Here is a 17,618-nt window from a genome sequence, read left to right as displayed (position 1 = left end):
TCTTCCAAACGTGAGTTGTCGGGACGTAACGCGTCCGGGCGCTAAAATGGTCCCTTAGGGCCTTCGCTTCAACGGGGCTTTAGGCGTCCTCGACCACGGCCATGGTCGCGAAGTCGACCACCAGGGGCGTGATCCCCAGCGCCTGCAGGAACTGGGCGAAGCCGGCCCGCGAGACGCCGGTGGTGGCGGTGTTGCTCATCGGGTGGAAATTCACCCGTTCGGCCTCTGCGAGCCGGCGGTCGAGCACGAAGGTCGCACGATGCTCGGCGTCGTTGATCAGGGCGAAGGCGGTGACCGAGCCGGGCGTCACGCCGAGCACCTCTTCCATCAGCTCGGCCGACCCGAACGACAGTCGCGCCGAACCGATCACCGTGTGCAGCCGCTTGAGGTCGATCTGGGTGTCGTCCTGGGCCGAGATCAGCCACAGCCGGCCCTTGGCGTCCTTCAGGAACAGATTCTTGGTGTGGGCGCCGGGGATGTCGTCCTTGATCCCCTCGCCCTCGCCGACCCGGAACACGGCCGCGTGGTCGGTGGTGTGGTGCTCGACGCCGTGCGCGTCGAAGAAGGCGATGAGATCGGACCGGGTCTTCATGGCGCCTGCTTAGCGCAAGCCCGCCGCTGGCCGCTAGCGGCGCGCCGATCGCGGGTCTAGAGCAGTCGCCAGGACTGAACGCTGGAGGAGCCCATGGAGCTCGAGTGCTATCCCACCGCCGAGCGGCCGCCGGAAATCGTGCCGGGACGCCCGCAGCGCGCCTGGATGGACCGGTTCGCCGAGCGCCACCCCTATCGCTGCCTGCCGCTGACCATGGCCAACACCACGGGGTGGGAGATCCTCTGCCCGATGGCTTTCACCGCCGAGTGGAACGGCGGGGTGATGCAGGACGACATCAAGCTGGTCCCCGACCGGCCGCATCCCGATTTCCACAACTTCGTGAAGAGCCACTTCAGCCACGGGGTAATGACCTTCCACCCTGGCTACCTGTTCCGCACGCCGCCCGGCTGGTCGATGATCGCCCAGGGCCCGCCCAACCACGTCAAGGACGGCGTCCAGCCGCTGGCCGGCCTGGTCGAGACCGAGTGGCTGCCGTTCCCGTTCACGATGAACTGGATTTTCACCCGCCCGGGCCGCGTGCGCTTCGAAAAGGGCGAGCCGTTCTGCTTCATCACCCTGACCAAGGACCGCGAGCTGGCCGAGTTCCAGCCGGTGATCCGCGGCATGGACCGCAACCCGGAACTGCGTGGCCAGTACGACACCTGGGAGAAGCACCGCAGCGAGTTCAACAAGCGGATCTTCCGCGCCGATCCTGACGCCACCAAGGAGGCCTGGCAGCGCTACTACTTCCGCGGCGAGTTCCCGGAGGAGGTCGCCGAGGCCCCCAAGGACCACGTCAACAAGCGCCGTTTGAAGGGTCCGAAATTCGGCTGAGAAAAAAGATGGTCCTTGGTGTTGCCAACGTGCGGGCGCTCTGCCATAAGCCCGCTCTCGATTTTCGGGCGGCACGGAACACCAAGTCGCTTCGGAGTGCGGGCGTAGCTCAGTGGTAGAGCACAACCTTGCCAAGGTTGGGGTCGAGAGTTCGAATCTCTTCGCCCGCTCCAATCGAAAATCGGACTAAGCAGGGGTCGCCTTCGGGCGGCCCTTTTGCGTTTCTGACGGGCGTTTCGCCGGCCGAGTTGCGTATACGATCGCGCCTGGTCTATAGCTCCCTGTGATGACCCTGGCTCTCGACCTTGCCGGCCTGAAGAACGCGCCCGCGGCGCGTCCGGCCGCCTGCGCGTCGAAAACCACCATGATGATTATTATTACCCCCACCATTGGGACGGGGCGAACGCGCGCGCTTTAGACAAGCCGACGGATCGCAAGATCAGGAACCCCGCTCCCGAACAGGCAGCGGGGTTTTTTGTTGTGCGCTCCGTCGGTCCTTCATCTCGAAAGGATTGACTGCAATGGACCACTCGAACCCCTCATCCGATCCCGCCAGCGCCGGGCTGGCCGCCCGCCGGTTCGCCGCGACGCTGGCCCACGAAGCCCTGCTGGAGCAGACCGCCCGTCTGGAGGCGACGCTGAGCGGCGGCCTGGAAGCGCTGCTGGCGGTCGAGCAGGCCCTGGACCTGGCCTGGCCGAGCACGGCCCCGACCTGCGAGCTGATCTGGGCCGTGGAGCCCGCGCCCGAGGCCTTGCGGCTGCGCGCGTTCGACGACGCCGGCCGCCTGCTGCTGGCCCAGGTCTACCCGGCCAAGGCGCTCAAACATGGCTGAGCGGCGGACCTTCCTGATCGAAGCGCGCCCGGAGGCCGACATCGTGCTGCGGGTGCTGGCCCCCTTCGCCGTGCAGGGCGCGCAGATCCTGACGCTCGCCGCCGAGCAGGGCGCGGACCGGACCTCGATCCGGCTGGAGGCGAGCGGCGTGGGACCCGATGTCGCAGGCCTGCTCGTCGAACGGTTGCGGGCAATGCCGTCGGTGACCACCGTCGGGCTGGGATGGCGCGCGGCTACCTGAATTTATTTAGCGGAATGAGCCGTTTATTTACCGTGCCGACCTAGAACGCGCGCCTATTTCAGCCGTTGGGGCATGGTTTATAGTGTTCAAAGTCTTAACTTGCTTGGCGACAGAACATGACCTGCGCCTGGTTGTTGTTGCTGGACTCGTGTGCTTCGGCGGATGCTTTACCGCCTTTCGTTTATACTCAAGGATGCGGACGGCCCAGGGACACGGTGTACGTGCAGCCTGGGTGCTGCTGACCGGTCTGGTCGCCGGCTGTTCGGTCTGGGCGACGCACTTCATCGCCATGCTGTCCTACGAAACCGGGCTGCGGTCGGGCTTCCTGCCGATGGGCACGCTGGTTTCGCTGCTGATCGCCGGGGTGTTCATGGCCGCGGCCTTCGCCGCGCCGGCCTTCGCGCCGGGGCGCGGGGGCAAGATCGCGGGCGGCGTGCTCGCCGGCCTCGGGGTCGGGGCGATGCACTATACCGGCATGGGCGCCTACGTGACCGAGGGCGTGCTGACCTGGGACCTGCCGATCGTGGCCGGCTCGGTCGTGGCCGGGGTCGGGGTGGCGCTGGCGGCGATGTTCGCGGCCCGTGACGCCGCGCGGCTGTCGCAGCAGCTGCTGGCCGGCCTGCTGCTCACGGTGGCGATCTGCAGCCTGCACTTCGCCGGCATGGGCGCGATCACCGTCGTCCCGGACGCCACGGTCCACGTTCCGGCCCAGCTGCTGTCGTCGGTGATGATGACCCTGGCCGTGGCGCTGATCGTCAGCCTGATCATCCTTGGCGGTCTCGGCGCGGTGCTGATCGAAGGCGGGGCCAACGCCCAGGCCCTGACCCGCATCCGCCGCCTGGCCGACGCCGCCTACGAAGGCATCGTGGTCGTGCACGGCGACCGCATCCAGGACGCCAACGCCGCGTTCTGCGCCCTGGCCGGGGCTCCGCTGGCCGAACTGACCGGCCGCAAGCTGACCGGCGAGATCCTGATGTTCGACGACGCCTCCTGCGTGGCCCACAACGCCCGCTGCGAGGGCGTGCTGCGGCCCCAGGGCGGCGGCGAGGACATTCCCGTCGAAACCTTCGGCCGGATGCTTGAGCGGCGGCGCGCCGCCGGCGAGGCGGGCGACCTGATGGTGCTGGCGGTCCGCGACCTGCGCGAGCGCCGCTCGGCCGAGGAGAAGATCCGCTACCTGGCCGAACACGACGGTCTGACCGGCCTGGCCAACCGCAACATGATGCAGGCCCGCCTGGCTCAGGCGCTTGAGCGGATTCAGATCACCGGTGAGAAGCTGTCGGTGATCTGCATCGACCTTGATCACTTCAAGGAGGCGAACGACTTGCACGGCCACCTGGCCGGCGACGCGATCCTGACCGAGGTCGCCCGCCGCCTGCAGAAGGCCGTGGTCGCGCCGTCGTTCGCCGCCCGCCTAGGCGGGGATGAGTTCGTCGTGGTGCAGATCGGGGCGGCCGACCAGCCCGCCGCCGCGGCCGAGCTCTGCACCGAGCTGCTGGAGGCGCTGAGCACGCCGGCGCCCTATGGCGACCAGCAGCTGCAGGTCGGCGCCAGTCTCGGCGTCAGCCTCTATCCCGGCGACGGCGCGAGCGGCGAGGCGCTGCTGGCCAACGCCGACATGGCGCTCTATCGCGCCAAGGAGGACGGTCGCGGCGGCTACCGCTTCTTCAAGCGCGAGATGGACGAGTCGATCCGGGTGCGGCGGGCGCTGGCCCGCGAGCTGCGCCAGGCGATCACGGCCGAGGAGCTGGTGCTGCACTACCAGCCGCTGGCCCGCGCCGAGGACGGAGAGGTCTGCGGCTTCGAGGCGCTGGTCCGCTGGCGCCATCCGCAGCGCGGCCTCATCGCGCCGATCGACTTCATCCCGGTGGCCGAGGAGAGCGGACTGATCCTGCCGCTCGGCGAATGGGTGCTGCGCCGCGCCTGCGCCGACGCGGCCGCCTGGGACAAGCCGCTGCGCATCGCCGTCAACCTATCGCCGGTGCAGCTGCACCAGGCGAACCTGCCGGCGGTGGTGCACGAGGTGCTGATGGAGACCGGCCTGGCTCCGCGCCGACTGGAGCTGGAGATCACTGAGACGGCGCTGTTCAAGGACTATCAGCGCGCGCTCGACAACCTGCGCCGGCTGAAGGCGCTGGGCGTGCGCATCGCCATGGACGATTTCGGCACCGGCTTCTCGTCGCTTTCGACCCTGCAGTCGTTCCCGTTCGACAAGATCAAGATCGACAAGAGCTTCGTCGAGAACATCCACCGCCACGAGCGCGCCACCGCCATCGTCAAGGCGGTGCTGGGCCTGGGCCGCAGCCTGGACATCCCGGTCACCGCCGAGGGCGTCGAGACGCTTGAGCAGCTGGAGTTCCTGCGCGGCGAGGCCTGCGCCGAGGTTCAGGGCTATGCGATCGGCCGCCCGGCGCCGCTGACGGCGCTGGACGACTGGACCGAGGCCGAGCGCAAGGCCGGCTGACGCCCGCGCCTTACGGCGCGGGCCGCAGCACCCGCGGGCCGAGGTTGCTCATCACCGCGCGGGCGTCGAAGGCGCCGGGGTTTTCGGCGGGCTTGGAGCCCTTGCGCAGCAGGATCTCGGCGCTGGCCTCGAACTTGGTGACGGTGCGGACGTCGACGCTGCTGGTCCAGAAGGGGTTGCCCCAATAGGGGTCCCAGCTGTTCCAGCCATAGCCCCCGCCGTAGTAGCGCCAGTAGGGACGCCAGTAGCCGTAGCTCGGCCCGTACCACGGGCTGTAGAACGGATCGCGGTCGATATAGGTGCGGCGGTCGGCGTCGGTGTTGCGGTCGACGATCTCGAACCAGTCGTAGCCTTGCTGCACGGTCAGCTCGGCGGCGCGGTAGAGCAGGTAGCCCTCGACGGTTTCGCGCGAGGTCAGGCTGTTGCCGGAAAAGGTGACCCGGAACCGGTCGGTCTCGACCTGCTGCTCGGAGTAGCCGCCCTGGACCTTTTGGCCCGAGATGTTCGGCTGGTAGGGCGTGGCGGTCGTGCAGGCGCCGAGCAGGGCCGTAAGGGCCAGGCTGGCGACGATGGCGGCGGATTTACGTGACATGACTTTCGGACCCGAAATTCCTCGTACAGCGAGGAAGGTGGCGCACTAGGGAAAAACACCTGGGCCTAATTATGGTTGCGCTTGTTAAGCTCCGCCAGCCTTGAGCGCCATCAACACCGCGGCGGTCAGCAGCAACAGTCCGACCACCACGGCGAAGCCGCGGGCGAAGCGTGGCTCGGTCATCTTGGCGGCCAGGGCCGCGCCGCCGAGGCCATAGGCGCTCATCGCCAGGATATCTAGGGTCAGGGTCGCACAGGCGAACGCCGCCAGCTGGGCCGGCAGGGGCCGCGCCGGATCGAGGAACGGCGGCAGCACCGCGGTGAAGAACAGCACCGCCTTCGGATTGGCGATCTGCACGGCAAAGCCGTCGAGATAGGCCGACTTCCCCTGTTTGAAGGCGCCGTGGCCCGGTTCGGCGTCGTGCCGGACGGCGCCGCGCAGCGATTTGACGCCCAGCCAGGCGATGTAGGCCGCCCCGGCGAAGGCCAGCAGGTGGAAGACCTGCGGAAAGGCCAGGATCAGCGCCCCGAGCCCCAGGGCCGCAGCGCCGAACCAGACCAGGGTGGCGGTGTTCATGCCGGCTACCCCGACCAAGGCGGCGGCCTTGCCCTTCTGGGCCCCGGTGGCGATGGCGAACAGATTGGCCGGGCCGGGCGTCACGGCCATGACGGCCATCACTCCAAGGAAAGCCCCGTAGCGGGCAGGATCGACGGGCAGCTGCATGGGTCTATCGGCCGGGTGGAAACGCAGAAATGCTGATCGCGCCCCGAGGTAATCCCCATTGCGCCTCTCGGAAAGCTCTGCGAGTTGCGGCCCGCGAATTGGAGGGGCGATGGGTCCTGAGTTCTGGCTTTACGCCGCGGTTGGCTTCGCCGCTCAGCTGGTCGACGGCGCCTTGGGCATGGCCTACGGCGTGGTGTCGACCACGGTGCTGTTGGCCAACGGGGTGCCCCCGGCCAGCGCCTCGGCCAGCGTCCACGCGGCCAAGGTGTTCACCGGCGCGGCCTCGGCCGCCTCGCATATCGCCCACCGCAACGTCGACTGGCGGCTGCTGGCGCTGTTGTCGCTGGGCGGCGTCGTCGGCGGCGTCGCCGGCACCTACCTGCTGACCTCGGTCGACGGCGAGATGATCAAGCCGTTCGTGGTCGCCTGGCTCGGCCTGATGGGCCTGGTGATCCTCTATCGCGCCTGGAAGGGCGCGCGGCCCAAGCCGTTCTCGTGGAAGTCGCCGGCCCCGCTCGGCCTGGTGGGCGGGTTCTTCGACGCGGTCGGCGGCGGCGGCTGGGGCCCGGTGGTCACCTCGACCCTGCTGGGCACGGGCGCGGACCCGCGCAAGGCGATCGGCACCACCAATGCGGCCGAGGCCTTCGTCGCCGCCGCCGTGTCGGCCGCGTTCCTCGCCGCCCTGGTCTCCGGCCATTGGGAGACCGAGGGCCTGCGCGATCATCTGTGGTCGGTGCTGGGCCTGATCGGGGGCGGCGTGGTCGCCGCCCCGATCGCCGGCTGGATGACCAAGGTCATGCCGATCCGGGCGCTGACCTGGGTGGTGGGCTACGTCGTCACCGGCCTGGCGATCTGGCAGGCGCTGGTGCTGTTCGGCTAGGCTCCGACCGTGGCCAGGGTCCAGATGATCCGTCCGGCCGCGCCTAGCAGCAGGATGGCCGCGGCCGCGAACTGGATCAGGAAGCCGGCCTCGCGCTTCTTCGGATCGGCCACATAGCCGAGCGCATAGAGGATCCGTCCGACGATCCAGACCACGCCCAGGCCGGCGGCGATCAGATCGTTCCAGTAGATCGCGAACAGCCACAGGCCGACCAGGAAGATCGGCAGCCATTCCAGGGTGTTGTAGTGGACCCGGATGTTGCGCTCGAGGATCGGATCGCCGGTCATGGCCGGCGGCGAAATCCCGCTCTTGGCGCGGGCGCGGCCGACCCGCAGCCCCATCCAGAAATAGGTCAGAAGCGCGGCGACGGTGACCAGCGCCACATAGCTGTGCGGTTGCATGTTTCCCCCTGAATCGGCCGGCGGACGCGGCGGTTATGGGGCTGACTTTGGCACGGCTCAGCTTGCTGGGGGAACACTTTCGCCCGCCCCGCGCGTTTAGGGGTGTCCACGGAGGATAGGAGGCCCCGCCATGCAGGTCGACTCCGAAGCGATCCGCGAGATTTTCTATGACGAGCATCGTGCCAAGTTGTTCGTGACGTTCCACGACGGCGACCGCTACGTCTATGTCGGCGTCCCAGGGGAGGTGCACCGAAGTTTCGTGGACGCGGATTCCAAAGGCCGGTTCTTCGCCTATGAAATCCGCGACCAGTATCCCTACAACAAGGTCGAGGCTTAGCCCCGGCGGTCGCGCTTGGCGGCCACGCGCAGGCGCAGGGCGTTGAGCTTGATGAACCCGGCGGCGTCGCGATGGTCGTACGCCACCTTGCCTTCCTCGAAGGTGACCAGGTCCTGGTCATACAGCGAGTACGGGCTGGTGCGGCCGATGACGCTGACGTTGCCCTTGTAGAGCTTCACGCGGACCTGGCCGGTGACGTTCTTCTGGGACAGGTCGATCGCGGCCTGCAGCATCTCGCGCTCGGGCGCGAACCAGAAGCCGTTGTAGATGAGCGATGCGTACTTCGGCATCAGCTCGTCCTTCAGGTGCATCGAGCCGCGGTCGAGGGTGATGCTTTCGATGCCGCGGTGCGCCGCCAGCAGGATGGTCCCGCCCGGGGTCTCGTAGACGCCGCGCGACTTCATGCCGACGAAGCGGTTCTCGACCAGGTCGAGGCGGCCGACGCCGTTGTCGTGGCCCAGCTGGTTGAGCTTGGTCAGCAGGGTGGCCGGGCTCATCTTGACGCCGTCGATGGCGACCGGGTCGCCGCCTTCGAAGTCCATGGTGAAGATCGTCGGCTCGTCCGGCGCGGCCTCGGGCGAGATGGTGCGCATGTGCACGAACTCGGGAGCCTCGACCGCCGGGTCCTCCAGCACCTTACCCTCGGACGAGGAGTGCAGCAGGTTGGCGTCGACGCTGAACGGCGCCTCGCCGCGCTTGTCCTTGGTGATCTGGATCTGGTGCTTCTCGGCGAAGTCGAGCAGCGCCTCGCGGGACTTGAAGTCCCATTCGCGCCAGGGGGCGATGACGTGGATGTCCGGCTCCAGCGCGTAGTAGCCGAGCTCAAAGCGGACCTGGTCGTTGCCCTTGCCGGTCGCGCCGTGGCTGACGGCGTCGGCGCCGGTGGCGCGGGCGATGTCGATCTGCTTCTTGGCGATCAGCGGTCGGGCGATCGAGGTGCCGAGCAGGTACTGGCCCTCGTAGACGGTGTTGGCGCGGAACATCGGGAACACGAAGTCGCGCACGAACTCTTCGCGGACGTCCTCGATGAAGATGTTCTCGGGCTTCACGCCGGCGGCCAGAGCCTTGGCCCGCGCGGGCTCGATCTCTTCGCCTTGGCCGAGGTCGGCGGTGAAGGTCACGACCTCCGCCCCGTACTCCGTCTGCAGCCACTTGAGGATGATGGAGGTGTCGAGCCCGCCCGAATAGGCCAGGACGACTTTCTTGATGGGGGGCTTGGTCGTGGTCATGCGCGGCACCCTGAGCCAAAATCAGATCTGAGGCCGGCACCCTAGGCCAAGATCAAAACAATTGGATTGCAAATACACCAATAATGACGGCGAAGTTGGCATCAGATTCCAACGCGATGCCAGCTAGGGGCGCCAGGCGCCAATGAAACTCGACGCCATCGATCGGCGCATCCTCCGCGCCCTGCAGCGCGACGGCCGCATGCAGAATATCGAGCTCGCCAAGGAGGTGGGACTCTCGCCGTCGCCCTGCCTGCGCCGGGTGCGGCTGCTCGAGGAGGCCGGGGTGATCGAGCGCTACGTGGCGGTCGTCGACGGGGCCAAGGTCGGGGTCGGGCTGACCGTGTTCGCCCGGGTCTGGTTCAAGACCCAGGATGCGGCGATGACGAACCAGTTCGCCGAGGCGGTGCGGCGCTTCCCAGAGGTCGTCGAGTGCTATCTGACGACCGGCGAGTGCGATGCGCTGCTGCGCATCGTGACGGCGGATCTCAACAGCTACTGGCGCTTCCAGGCCGACCACCTGACGCGGATCCCCAGCGTGCAGAGCGTCAAGACCGACGTGCCGATGGAGACCGTCAAGCGCAGCTATGAGATCCCGCTGTCCTGAGAGCTCAGGACTTCAGGGCGCCTTCGGACTCCAGCGTCGCCAGGGCGCCTTTCAGCCACTGCAGGTGCAGCATGGCGATGATCGCGGCCAGGGTCGCGCGCAGGCCGAAGAAGATCACGTTGTAGGACAGGCCGGCGGCGTGGCGATGGCCCCACAACAGGGCCATGCCGAACGCGAAGGCCGCAGCGACCGGGATGATCAGCGCCAGGTTTCGCGGCAGCCGCCAGGTCCCGATCATCGGCACCATCACGTCGGCGTCCATCCGCCGCCAGGCCACCCGCGCGGCGCCGGCCATGATCGACAACGCGATGATCCACAGCGTGTCGGCGGCGATACTCAGGACATTCATCAGACGCTCACCTGGGTGCCCAGCTCCACGACGCGGCCAGGCGGGATTTTGTAGAAGTCGGTCGGGTTGGCCGCATTTTTCATGAGGAAAATGAAGATCTTGTCCTGCCAGAGCGGCATGCCCGACTGGGCCGAAGGAATGATCGAGCGGCGGCCGAGGAAGAAGCTGGTGGCCATGATGTCGAACTTCAGGCCGAGCTTGCGGCAGAGCCCCAGCGCCTTGGGCAGGTTCGGGCTCTCCATGAAGCCGTAGGAGATGAACACCTTCTTGAAGTCGTCGTTGACCGGCTCGATGCGGATGCGGTCGTTCTCGCGCACCCGCGGGGTCTCGGCGGTGACCACGGTCAGGATGATGTTCTTCTCGTGCAGAACCTTGTTGTGCTTGAGGTTGTGCATCAGGGCGACCGGCGCGATGTCCGGATCGGAGGTCAGGAAGATCGCGGTGCCGGGAGCGCGGTGCGGGGCGCGGGCCTTGAGGATCTCGGAGAGCTCGATCAGGGGCACGGAGTCGCGGCGGGTCTTCTCGCTGAGGATCTGGGCGCCGCGCGTCCAGGTCCACATGATCAGCACCAGGAAGCCGCCCATCACCAGCGGCATCCAGGCCCCGTCCGGGATCTTCAGCAGGTTCGAGCCGATGAACACCAGGTCGATGGCGCCGAACGCGCCGGCCCCGAGCGCGGCCTGCCACAGCGGCCGCTTCCACATGTGCCTGATGATCACGAAGAACAGCAGGGTGTCGACGAACATCGCGCCGGTCACCGCGATGCCGTAGGCGGCGGCCAGCGACGAGGAGTTCTGGAAGGTGAACAGCAGCACCAGCACGCCGATCATCAGATAGGTGTTCACCTGCGGAACGTAGATCTGGCCGGCCTGGGTCTCGGACGTGCGGCGGATGTCGATGCGCGGCAGCAGGCCCAGCTGCACCGCCTGCTGGGTCATCGAAAAGGCGCCGGTGATCACCGCCTGGCTGGCGATGACGGTGGCGGCGGTGGCGAACACCAGCACCGGCCAGTAGGCGATCTCGGGGACCATTTCCCAGAACGGATTGAAGCGCGATTCAGGGTGGGCGAGCACGTTGGCGCCCTGGCCCAGATAGTTCAGCGCCAGGCAGGGCAGGGCGAAGAACAGCCAGGAGACGCGGATCGGCTTCAGCCCGAAGTGGCCCATGTCGGCGTAGAGCGCCTCGGCCCCGGTGACCGCGAGGAACACGCTGCCGAGGATAACGAAGCCGATCAGCCCGTCGTCGAGCAGGAACTTGACCCCGTAGTGGGGGCTGAAGGCGCGCAGGATCGACCAGTCGTCGGAGATGTGGAACACCCCAAGGCCGCCGAGCACCAGGAACCACAGGGCCATGATCGGCCCGAAGAAGGCGGCCACGCGATGGGTGCCGCGCGCCTGAACCATGAACAGGGCCACGAGCACGCCGGCGGCGATCGGCACCAGATAAGGCTCGATGCCGTTGCCGACGCCGGGCGCCTCCTTGAGGCCTTCGACCGCCGAGAGCACCGAGATGGCCGGGGTGATGATGCCGTCGCCATAGAACAGCGCCGCCCCGATCACCCCCAGGAAGAACACCCAGGCCGAGCGCTGGGGCAGGCTGCGCTGGGCCAGCGCCATCAGGGCCAGGGTGCCGCCCTCGCCCTTGTTGTCGGCCCGCATCAGGAAGACGACGTACTTGATGGTGACGATCAGGATCAGCGCCCAAATCACCAGCGACACCACGCCCAGCACCGCCAGCTCGCTGGCCCCGCCGGAGCGCGAGTGATGCAGCGCTTCCTTCATCGCGTAGAGCGGGCTGGTGCCGATGTCGCCGAACACGACGCCGATGGCCCCGAGGGCCAGGGCGGCGAAGCTTTCCCGCTTGTGGGCGTGAGATTCCTCGGTCGCTTCTTGAGCGACGCCGGCTGAGTCAGCCATTCAAGGTCTCCGGGAACACGACAGAGGCTCCCATGCGCGGCCCGATGCCGCAAAGGCGGGCGCGATTACACCCAATCTCGCCAACGTACAATCGCCGCGTGCCAGCGTCACGCCGCCGCGAGCGTTGCGCGGGCCGGTCCGGCTTGACCTTGCCCGCGCTTTCGCCACCTTCGGCCCTGTTCGGGACGCGAGGGGGGCAGATGGACCGCAGATTGGCGCTGGTGACGGGAGCCTCGGCCGGGATCGGCGCGGCCTTCGCCAAGATCTACGCCAGCCACGGCTATGACGTGGCCCTGACCGCCCGCCGGGCCGACCGGCTGGAGCGCCTGGCCGAGGAGATTTCCCTGGGCCACGGCGTCGAGACCCTGACCTTCGCCGCCGACCTTGCCGACCCGGACGCGCCGGGCCTGATCCTCGACCACCTCGCCGCCCACGGCCGGGGCGTCGACGTGTTGGTCAACAACGCCGGTTACGGCGTGCCGGGGGCGTTCCTCGAGTCCGGCTGGGAGACCCACGAGGCCTTCCTTCGGGTGATGCTGACCGCCCCGACCGAGCTGGCCTACCGGGTGCTGTCGGGCATGGTCGAGCGCCGGTTCGGGCGCATCGTCAACGTCGCCTCGCTGGCCGGACTGATCCCTGGCTCGCCCGGCGCGACGCTCTACGGCGCGGTGAAGAGCTACCTGATCAAGGCCAGCCAAAGCCTGCACCTGGAGACCCTCGACAAGGGCGTGCATGTCAGCGCGCTGTGCCCGGGCTTCACCTATTCGGAATTCCACGACGTCAACGACACCCGCGAGCAGATCAGCCGCAGCGCCCCGCCGTGGATGTGGCTGGGGGCCGACGAGGTCGCCGCCGCCGGCTATGAGGCGGCCGAAGCAAACCGGCCGATATGCGTGCCCGGGGCGCCGAACAAGGCGATCGCCGCTGGGGTTAAGCTGCTGCCCGACGAGTGGGCGCTGGCGCTGATGGCCTCGCAGGGGCCGCGTTTCCGCGGCAAGCTCTGAACCTATCGGCAGGGCGCGCGAAAAACCCGCCGATAGGGGCGGTTTCTGCCGATAGAGTCGTGAAAACCCTGCCGATAGGGCCGCGAGCGGCAGGTTTCGCCGGCGAGGTTGCAGGAAGCTGACGGTTGACTGAGATGCTCCCCCGCTGGGGGAGCTGTCAGCCGAATGGCTGACTGAGGGGGCTTGCTGAGGCCGCAGTCCCCCTCCGTCGCGCTACGCGCGCCACCTCCCCCAAGAGGGGAGGATCTGGGTGTTGGCGGCTCGGCTGAGTCAGCAGCCCCCTCACCCCGGCCCTCTCCCCCAAGGGAGCGAGGGAGTACTTCGCGATGCTTCCCTGAGTCCGCGCTACTTCGCGTAGGGGGCGGCGGCTTCGCGCAGAATGACGCCGGCGGTCGACTCGGCGATGCCGGCGAGGATGAACTGCACGGCCAGGGCGCAGAGGATCAGGCCCAGCACCCGCACGACGATGGTCAGGCCGATCCGGCCGAGCAGGCGGCTGATCAGCGGCGTCGCCCAGAAGATCAGCATGGTGATCAGCGACAGGGCGGCGATCACCGCCACCCCGACCGCGGCGCCAGACAGCCCGAACTGCTTGGCCTCGCTGGCGTAGATGACCACGGTCGAAATCGCACCAGGCCCGATCAGCAGCGGCATGGCGAACGGGACGATCATCCGCTCGAAGCGGCGGCGGGCGTGGGCGCGGCCCTCGCCGACCGGGGCCTCCTCGTCGGCCGCTCCGGCGAAGGCGGCGGTAAAGTCGTCGCGCGCCATCTCCAGGCCGAGCAGGAACAGGATCACCCCGCCGGCGATGCGGAAGGCCGGGAGCGAGATGCCGAAGAACTCGAGCAGCGACAGGCCCGAGAAATAGAAGAAGGTCAGGAAGCCGAGGACGAAGAGGGCGATGTAGACCGAGATCAGTCGGGCGTCCTTGGACTTCACGCCGTTGGTCGCCGCCGCGAACAGCGGGACGTTGCCGATCGGGTCGATCAGCGCGAACAGGGCGACGAAGAAGTTGACGGCGAAGTCCCACTGGCTCATGCACGCGTCTTAGCCCAATTCGCCACGCCCGCCGACCGCCCGCAGCGGAAGCGCGCGCCTGCCTGAAAGGACGCCGTCATGGCCGTCACCGAAGCTCCCGTGCGCGCCGACCCGCGCCTGATCGTCCCGCTGGACGTGCCGACGCTGACCGAGGCCCGCGCCCTGGTCGAGGCGCTGGGCGAGGCGGTCAGCTTTTACAAGGTGGGCTTGGAGCTGTTCGCCACCGGCGGCGGCATGACCCTGGCCCAGGAGCTGAAGGCGCAGGGCAAGCAGGTGTTCCTCGACTGGAAGCTCCACGACATCGGAACCACCGTCCAGCGCTCGGCCGCGGTGCTGGCCGAGACCGGCTGCGACTTCCTGACGGTCCACGCCGAGCCGCAGGTGCTGAAGGCCGCCGTCCAGGGGCGCGGCCGCTCGAACCTGAAGATCCTCGGGGTGACGGTGCTGACCAGCCTGACCGACGCCGACCTGATCGAGATGGGCTTCAACGAGACCGCCCGCTCGCTGGTCGAGCGCCGCATCCACCACGCGATCGCCGCCGGCGCCGACGGGGTGATCGCCAGCCCGCACGAGGCCGAACTGGCCCGCAAGCTGGGCGGCAAGGACTTCCTGGTGGTCACGCCCGGCGTGCGCCCCGACTGGTCGGCCAAGAACGACCAGGCCCGCGCGGCTACCCCGGCCGACGCCCTGCGCGCCGGGGCCAGCCACATCGTTTGCGGCCGGCCGATCACGGCGGCCAACGACCCGCACGCGGCCGCCCTGCGGGTGGCCGGCGAGATGGCGGGGGTCTGAGTGAAGGCCAGTTGCTCCCCCGCTGGGGAGCTGTCAGCCGCATGGCTGACTGAGGGGGACTTCGGACTCAGCAGGCCCCCTCCGTCGCGCTTTGCGCGCCACCTCCCCCAACGGGGGAGGAACTAAGACTGACTTGCTGCGCCTGCAGCGGGTTCAGAAGTCGACGGCGATGCCCTTGCGCTCCCAGTCGCCGAAGCGGGTCGGCTCGGGGCCGGTGGGACCGCCGAGCTCGGCCTCGCGGGCCTGGCGTTCCTGCTCGGCGGCGTGACGCGCGGCGGCCTCTTCCAGGGCGCGGCGGGCGGCGGGGGTCAGCACCTTCCCGGGGGCGGCGTTGGGCGGTTCGCTCATGAGGGGGAGATAGAGCCTCGCGGCGCCGGGCGCTAGGGCGCGGCAGGGGAACCGCGTCGTCGGCGCGGTGATTTCCATGCAGCGACCAATGCAATGGAGGCCCCGATGGCTGACCTGGCCAAGCCCACCTGTGACGAGATCATCGCCCTGGAGAGGTCCTACTGGGACGCGATGAAAGCCAAGGACGGCGGACGGGCCGCCGCGCTTTCCGGCGACAACAGCCTGGTGACCGGGGCCCGTGGCGTGATGAGCATCGCCAAGGACAAGATGGGAAAGATGACCGAGGAGGGCGGCTGGGCGCTGAACGCCTACGCGTTCGACGACGTCGAGGTCGCCACGCCGGCGCCGAACGTGGCGATCATCGCCTACACGGTGCGCCAGAACGTGACGATGGACGGCAAGACCGCCGAACTGCACGCCGCCGACAGCTCCACCTGGGTCAAGGGTCCCAAGGGCTGGGAGTGCCACGCGCACAGCGAGACCTTCCTCGACGACAAGCGGGCCGCCTAGCCGACTAGGGTCGGCGCGTCGGCAACATCGCCTTAACGCACCCTGCGCCACCGTCCGGGTCCACTAGGCCTTCGGGTGGGTGCGATGTTCTGGCTTCTTGGATTCGGCCTGCTGGCCCTAGCGGGCTTCGTCACGGCGGCGTTCTGGTCGCGCGAGTACGGGCGCGGGCGCATGGCGGCGCTGGCGATCTGTCTGGCCCCGCCCTGGCTCGCTTATGCGGCGGTGACCGTGCGGCTGTTCACCGCCGACCCGACCGACCACGACCAGCGTAATTTCGGCCTGGATATCGTGTGGGGCGTGGTCGGTCAGGCGGCGATGACGTGGACGATGGTGCTGGCGGGCTGCGTGCTCGCCGGGCTGATCTGGCGCCGGATCCGCCGCGCGCGTCAGTAGAGCAGGTCGATGGCGGCGGTGACGGTGGTGCCGTCCTGGCCGCCGACATAGTAGCCGAACACGCTGTTCACCGCCGAGTTGTTCACGTCGATGACCATGCCGTTGACCTTCACGTTGCGGGTCTTGAACGGGAACCAGTTGACGCCGAGCAGGTATTCCGAGGCGTCGCCGAACTCGCCGTAGATCTGCGAGGTCCCGGCATAGAGCTGCAGCTTCCGGGGCAGCACGTCGTAGGAGCCCTGAACGTAGAAGCCGGTGTCCTCGATCTCGCTCAGCGGCAGCAGGCCGTCGGCGTCGAAGTCGCCGAGCCGGCGGTAGTAGCCCTCGGCGTGCAGGGCCCAGCCGCGGTATTTCAGGCCGGCGTTCAGCGCCACCAGGTCGAAGTCGGCCTCGTCGATGGTGACGCCCGGGGCCAGCGAGCTGGTCTCGAACAGCAGGGTGGAGTCCGACAGCCGGATCTGGGTGTTGTCCGGGCTGGAGATGTCGGCCTGGTTGAAGCGGTCCTCGCGGCTGTGGACGTAGTGGGCCCCGAACCGGGTGGCGAGCCGTTGGTGCTGCTCGTAGTCGCCCATGCCGCCGCGCGGTCCGAACTCGCCGGTGGTCGGCATCCACCACAGCCCCAGACCCCAGGCGTTGTTGCGGGTCAGCTTGGCGGCGCTGATGCCGAGTTGGCTGAGATTGTCGCCGAGCATGGCCATGTAGTGCAGCCGCGGCAGCACCTCGCCGGTCGCCCAGACGCCGCTGGTCATGCCGGGGCGGAAGAACTCGTCGGCCATCACCCGATCGGGGGCGTACCAGTAAGGGTGTGAGCCCATCATGGTGTAGCTGCCCGGCAGGCGGTTGATGCCGATCCCCAGCTCCACCGCCTCGTTGAAGTGGTAGGTGAGGGCGCCGGCGATGGCGACCTGGTTGGTCGAGTTCACCGACCAGATGATCGTCTGGTAGCGGAACTTCGGATCGTAGACCCAGCCGTTCACCCACATCATCATCCGCTGCAGCTGGATGTCGTCGCGCGGGTCGATCGGCCGCTCGCGGCCGAGGTGGTCGGTGAAGCTGACGTCGTCCTCGGGCAGTTGATTGATGTAGCGGCCGAGGATGTAGGCGCTGATCCCAAGCTCGCCGTGCGGGGTGTCGGCCAGCTTGAAGCCGCGGCCCGGCGAGAAGGCGGCGTAGTTCTCGTGCGCCTGGGCGTAGGCGTAGGGATCGGCCGCCTCGGTCGGATAGAGGATCGGGGAGGCTTCGCGATTGGCCATGGGCGGCGGCGCGGCGGCCGCCGGCGGGTCCTCGACCGGGCGGCCGCGCGGCGGGGCGGCGGTGATGGCGTCCATGCGCTGGCGCAGTTCGGCGTTCTCGGCCCGCAGGGCGGCGAGCTCGCGCTGGATCTGGGCGATGGCCTGGGTGTCGGTGGTCTGCGCCGCGGCCGGCGCGGACAGCGCGCAGCCGGTGAGGAGGGCCAGGGCGGTGAGGATCAGGCGCCGCGGCATGCGGCCTCCAGCGGTTCGCGATGGCGGCCAAAGCGGGGCCTTGCGGGCAGCCTA

Annotated in this window: 21 protein-coding genes and 1 tRNA gene; 12 read left to right on the top strand and 10 right to left on the bottom strand. The window is 68.3% G+C overall.

All coding sequences use genetic code 11. From position 1 onward, the window contains the following. Positions 1 to 79 precede the first annotated feature (79 nt). Complete coding sequence (locus C0481_RS14435; protein ID WP_293404971.1) at positions 80 to 592, bottom strand: prolyl-tRNA synthetase associated domain-containing protein; 513 nt, start codon at positions 590 to 592, stop codon at positions 80 to 82. A gap of 93 nt (positions 593 to 685) precedes the next feature. Between C0481_RS14435 and C0481_RS14430 the strand changes: the two genes are divergently transcribed. The 5 genes from C0481_RS14430 to C0481_RS14410 all read left to right on the top strand — a co-directional run bounded on the left by C0481_RS14430 (position 686) and on the right by C0481_RS14410 (position 4,964). Further along, positions 686 to 1,426: a DUF6065 family protein gene (locus C0481_RS14430; protein ID WP_293404969.1), complete on the top strand. Its 741-nt coding sequence runs from the start codon at positions 686 to 688 to the stop codon at positions 1,424 to 1,426. 98 nt (positions 1,427 to 1,524) lie between these two features. Further along, positions 1,525 to 1,599: transfer RNA gene (locus C0481_RS14425), tRNA-Gly, on the top strand. A 348-nt stretch (positions 1,600 to 1,947) separates the two neighbouring features. Beyond that, a complete protein-coding gene (locus C0481_RS14420) occupies positions 1,948 to 2,259 on the top strand; it encodes a hypothetical protein (RefSeq protein WP_293404967.1) in 312 nt (103 codons plus the stop codon). Next, the gene (locus C0481_RS14415) at positions 2,252 to 2,500 is read left to right on the top strand and encodes a hypothetical protein (RefSeq protein ID WP_293404965.1); all 249 of its coding nucleotides are present in this window, start codon (positions 2,252 to 2,254) and stop codon (positions 2,498 to 2,500) included. Before C0481_RS14420 ends, C0481_RS14415 begins: the two co-directional genes overlap by 8 nt. Positions 2,501 to 2,582: 82 nt before the next feature. After that, positions 2,583 to 4,964: an EAL domain-containing protein gene (locus C0481_RS14410; RefSeq protein WP_363223613.1), complete on the top strand. Its 2,382-nt coding sequence runs from the start codon at positions 2,583 to 2,585 to the stop codon at positions 4,962 to 4,964. Between the two features lie 10 nt (positions 4,965 to 4,974). Here the strand turns inward: C0481_RS14410 and C0481_RS14405 are convergent, their stop codons facing one another. Beyond that, positions 4,975 to 5,556, bottom strand: a complete 582-nt coding sequence (locus C0481_RS14405; protein WP_293404962.1) for a hypothetical protein — start codon at positions 5,554 to 5,556, stop codon at positions 4,975 to 4,977. Positions 5,557 to 5,640: 84 nt separating this feature from the next. Then, a complete protein-coding gene (locus C0481_RS14400; RefSeq protein ID WP_293404959.1) occupies positions 5,641 to 6,279 on the bottom strand; it encodes a LysE family translocator in 639 nt (212 codons plus the stop codon). Positions 6,280 to 6,388: 109 nt separating this feature from the next. Here C0481_RS14400 and C0481_RS14395 point away from each other — a divergent pair, with 109 nt between their 5' ends. After that, complete coding sequence (locus tag C0481_RS14395) at positions 6,389 to 7,159, top strand: sulfite exporter TauE/SafE family protein (protein WP_293404956.1); 771 nt, start codon at positions 6,389 to 6,391, stop codon at positions 7,157 to 7,159. Here the strand turns inward: C0481_RS14395 and C0481_RS14390 are convergent. Beyond that, a complete protein-coding gene (locus tag C0481_RS14390) occupies positions 7,156 to 7,560 on the bottom strand; it encodes an MAPEG family protein (protein ID WP_293404953.1) in 405 nt (134 codons plus the stop codon). The two genes, C0481_RS14395 and C0481_RS14390, sit on opposite strands and share 4 nt — an antisense overlap. A gap of 130 nt (positions 7,561 to 7,690) precedes the next feature. Between C0481_RS14390 and C0481_RS14385 the strand changes: the two genes are divergently transcribed. After that, the gene (locus C0481_RS14385) at positions 7,691 to 7,897 is read left to right on the top strand and encodes a KTSC domain-containing protein (RefSeq protein WP_293404951.1); all 207 of its coding nucleotides are present in this window, start codon (positions 7,691 to 7,693) and stop codon (positions 7,895 to 7,897) included. Here C0481_RS14385 and C0481_RS14380 read toward each other — a convergent pair. Continuing rightward, positions 7,894 to 9,126 carry an argininosuccinate synthase gene (locus C0481_RS14380; protein WP_293404948.1) on the bottom strand — a complete coding sequence of 411 codons (1,233 nt, stop codon included), beginning with the start codon at positions 9,124 to 9,126 and terminating at the stop codon, positions 7,894 to 7,896. The two genes, C0481_RS14385 and C0481_RS14380, sit on opposite strands and share 4 nt — an antisense overlap. Before the next feature lie 142 nt (positions 9,127 to 9,268). On the opposite strand from C0481_RS14380, the gene C0481_RS14375 reads away from it, so the two are divergent. Continuing rightward, the gene (locus C0481_RS14375) at positions 9,269 to 9,730 is read left to right on the top strand and encodes an Lrp/AsnC family transcriptional regulator (protein WP_293404946.1); all 462 of its coding nucleotides are present in this window, start codon (positions 9,269 to 9,271) and stop codon (positions 9,728 to 9,730) included. A gap of 4 nt (positions 9,731 to 9,734) precedes the next feature. On the opposite strand, the gene C0481_RS14370 is transcribed toward C0481_RS14375, so the two are convergent. Together C0481_RS14370 and C0481_RS14365 are read right to left on the bottom strand one after the other, a co-directional pair. After that, the gene (locus C0481_RS14370; RefSeq protein WP_293404944.1) at positions 9,735 to 10,079 is read right to left on the bottom strand and encodes a hypothetical protein; all 345 of its coding nucleotides are present in this window, start codon (positions 10,077 to 10,079) and stop codon (positions 9,735 to 9,737) included. After that, on the bottom strand, positions 10,079 to 11,995 hold the full coding sequence (locus C0481_RS14365; RefSeq protein WP_293404942.1) for a potassium transporter Kup: 1,917 nt from the start codon (positions 11,993 to 11,995) through the stop codon (positions 10,079 to 10,081). Before C0481_RS14365 ends, C0481_RS14370 begins: the two co-directional genes overlap by 1 nt. Before the next feature lie 200 nt (positions 11,996 to 12,195). On the opposite strand from C0481_RS14365, the gene C0481_RS14360 reads away from it, so the two are divergent. Next, positions 12,196 to 12,999 carry an SDR family oxidoreductase gene (locus C0481_RS14360; protein ID WP_293404940.1) on the top strand — a complete coding sequence of 268 codons (804 nt, stop codon included), beginning with the start codon at positions 12,196 to 12,198 and terminating at the stop codon, positions 12,997 to 12,999. A 345-nt stretch (positions 13,000 to 13,344) separates the two neighbouring features. Here the strand turns inward: C0481_RS14360 and C0481_RS14355 are convergent, their stop codons facing one another. Further along, positions 13,345 to 14,037 carry a MarC family protein gene (locus C0481_RS14355; protein WP_293404938.1) on the bottom strand — a complete coding sequence of 231 codons (693 nt, stop codon included), beginning with the start codon at positions 14,035 to 14,037 and terminating at the stop codon, positions 13,345 to 13,347. Between the two features lie 99 nt (positions 14,038 to 14,136). Between C0481_RS14355 and pyrF the strand changes: the two genes are divergently transcribed. Continuing rightward, positions 14,137 to 14,829 (top strand): orotidine-5'-phosphate decarboxylase, encoded by a 693-nt coding sequence (pyrF, locus tag C0481_RS14350; protein ID WP_293405074.1) that lies wholly within the window; start codon positions 14,137 to 14,139, stop codon positions 14,827 to 14,829. A gap of 153 nt (positions 14,830 to 14,982) precedes the next feature. Here the strand turns inward: pyrF and C0481_RS14345 are convergent, their stop codons facing one another. Then, a complete protein-coding gene (locus C0481_RS14345) occupies positions 14,983 to 15,177 on the bottom strand; it encodes a DUF1674 domain-containing protein (protein WP_293404935.1) in 195 nt (64 codons plus the stop codon). Positions 15,178 to 15,282: 105 nt separating this feature from the next. Here C0481_RS14345 and C0481_RS14340 point away from each other — a divergent pair, with 105 nt between their 5' ends. Further along, positions 15,283 to 15,687 carry a nuclear transport factor 2 family protein gene (locus C0481_RS14340; RefSeq protein WP_293404933.1) on the top strand — a complete coding sequence of 135 codons (405 nt, stop codon included), beginning with the start codon at positions 15,283 to 15,285 and terminating at the stop codon, positions 15,685 to 15,687. Positions 15,688 to 15,771: 84 nt separating this feature from the next. Further along, entirely contained in the window at positions 15,772 to 16,080 is a 309-nt protein-coding gene (locus C0481_RS14335) for a hypothetical protein (RefSeq protein ID WP_293404931.1), read from the top strand. Here the strand turns inward: C0481_RS14335 and C0481_RS14330 are convergent. Beyond that, the gene (locus C0481_RS14330) at positions 16,074 to 17,564 is read right to left on the bottom strand and encodes a hypothetical protein (protein ID WP_293404928.1); all 1,491 of its coding nucleotides are present in this window, start codon (positions 17,562 to 17,564) and stop codon (positions 16,074 to 16,076) included. The two genes, C0481_RS14335 and C0481_RS14330, sit on opposite strands and share 7 nt — an antisense overlap. Positions 17,565 to 17,618: the final 54 nt, after the last annotated feature.

Origin of the sequence: Phenylobacterium sp. (assembly GCF_013822795.1) — a bacterium.
GTDB lineage: Bacteria > Pseudomonadota > Alphaproteobacteria > Caulobacterales > Caulobacteraceae > Phenylobacterium.
This window is presented reverse-complemented; position numbering and strand designations above follow the sequence as displayed.

Excerpts from the sequence above, each read along its gene's own strand:
- C0481_RS14435 (WP_293404971.1), bottom strand. The coding sequence starts at position 592 with ATGAAGACCCGGTCCGATCTCATCGCCTTCTTCGACGCGCACGGCGTC.
- C0481_RS14430 (WP_293404969.1), top strand. The coding sequence starts at position 686 with ATGGAGCTCGAGTGCTATCCCACCGCCGAGCGGCCGCCGGAAATCGTG.
- C0481_RS14420 (WP_293404967.1), top strand. The coding sequence starts at position 1,948 with ATGGACCACTCGAACCCCTCATCCGATCCCGCCAGCGCCGGGCTGGCC.
- C0481_RS14415 (WP_293404965.1), top strand. The coding sequence starts at position 2,252 with ATGGCTGAGCGGCGGACCTTCCTGATCGAAGCGCGCCCGGAGGCCGAC.
- C0481_RS14405 (WP_293404962.1), bottom strand. The coding sequence starts at position 5,556 with ATGTCACGTAAATCCGCCGCCATCGTCGCCAGCCTGGCCCTTACGGCC.
- C0481_RS14400 (WP_293404959.1), bottom strand. The coding sequence starts at position 6,279 with ATGCAGCTGCCCGTCGATCCTGCCCGCTACGGGGCTTTCCTTGGAGTG.
- C0481_RS14395 (WP_293404956.1), top strand. The coding sequence starts at position 6,389 with ATGGGTCCTGAGTTCTGGCTTTACGCCGCGGTTGGCTTCGCCGCTCAG.
- C0481_RS14390 (WP_293404953.1), bottom strand. The coding sequence starts at position 7,560 with ATGCAACCGCACAGCTATGTGGCGCTGGTCACCGTCGCCGCGCTTCTG.
- C0481_RS14385 (WP_293404951.1), top strand. The coding sequence starts at position 7,691 with ATGCAGGTCGACTCCGAAGCGATCCGCGAGATTTTCTATGACGAGCAT.
- C0481_RS14380 (WP_293404948.1), bottom strand. The coding sequence starts at position 9,126 with ATGACCACGACCAAGCCCCCCATCAAGAAAGTCGTCCTGGCCTATTCG.
- C0481_RS14375 (WP_293404946.1), top strand. The coding sequence starts at position 9,269 with ATGAAACTCGACGCCATCGATCGGCGCATCCTCCGCGCCCTGCAGCGC.
- C0481_RS14370 (WP_293404944.1), bottom strand. The coding sequence starts at position 10,079 with ATGAATGTCCTGAGTATCGCCGCCGACACGCTGTGGATCATCGCGTTG.
- C0481_RS14365 (WP_293404942.1), bottom strand. The coding sequence starts at position 11,995 with ATGGCTGACTCAGCCGGCGTCGCTCAAGAAGCGACCGAGGAATCTCAC.
- C0481_RS14360 (WP_293404940.1), top strand. The coding sequence starts at position 12,196 with ATGGACCGCAGATTGGCGCTGGTGACGGGAGCCTCGGCCGGGATCGGC.
- C0481_RS14355 (WP_293404938.1), bottom strand. The coding sequence starts at position 14,037 with ATGAGCCAGTGGGACTTCGCCGTCAACTTCTTCGTCGCCCTGTTCGCG.
- C0481_RS14345 (WP_293404935.1), bottom strand. The coding sequence starts at position 15,177 with ATGAGCGAACCGCCCAACGCCGCCCCCGGGAAGGTGCTGACCCCCGCC.
- C0481_RS14340 (WP_293404933.1), top strand. The coding sequence starts at position 15,283 with ATGGCTGACCTGGCCAAGCCCACCTGTGACGAGATCATCGCCCTGGAG.
- C0481_RS14335 (WP_293404931.1), top strand. The coding sequence starts at position 15,772 with ATGTTCTGGCTTCTTGGATTCGGCCTGCTGGCCCTAGCGGGCTTCGTC.
- C0481_RS14330 (WP_293404928.1), bottom strand. The coding sequence starts at position 17,564 with ATGCCGCGGCGCCTGATCCTCACCGCCCTGGCCCTCCTCACCGGCTGC.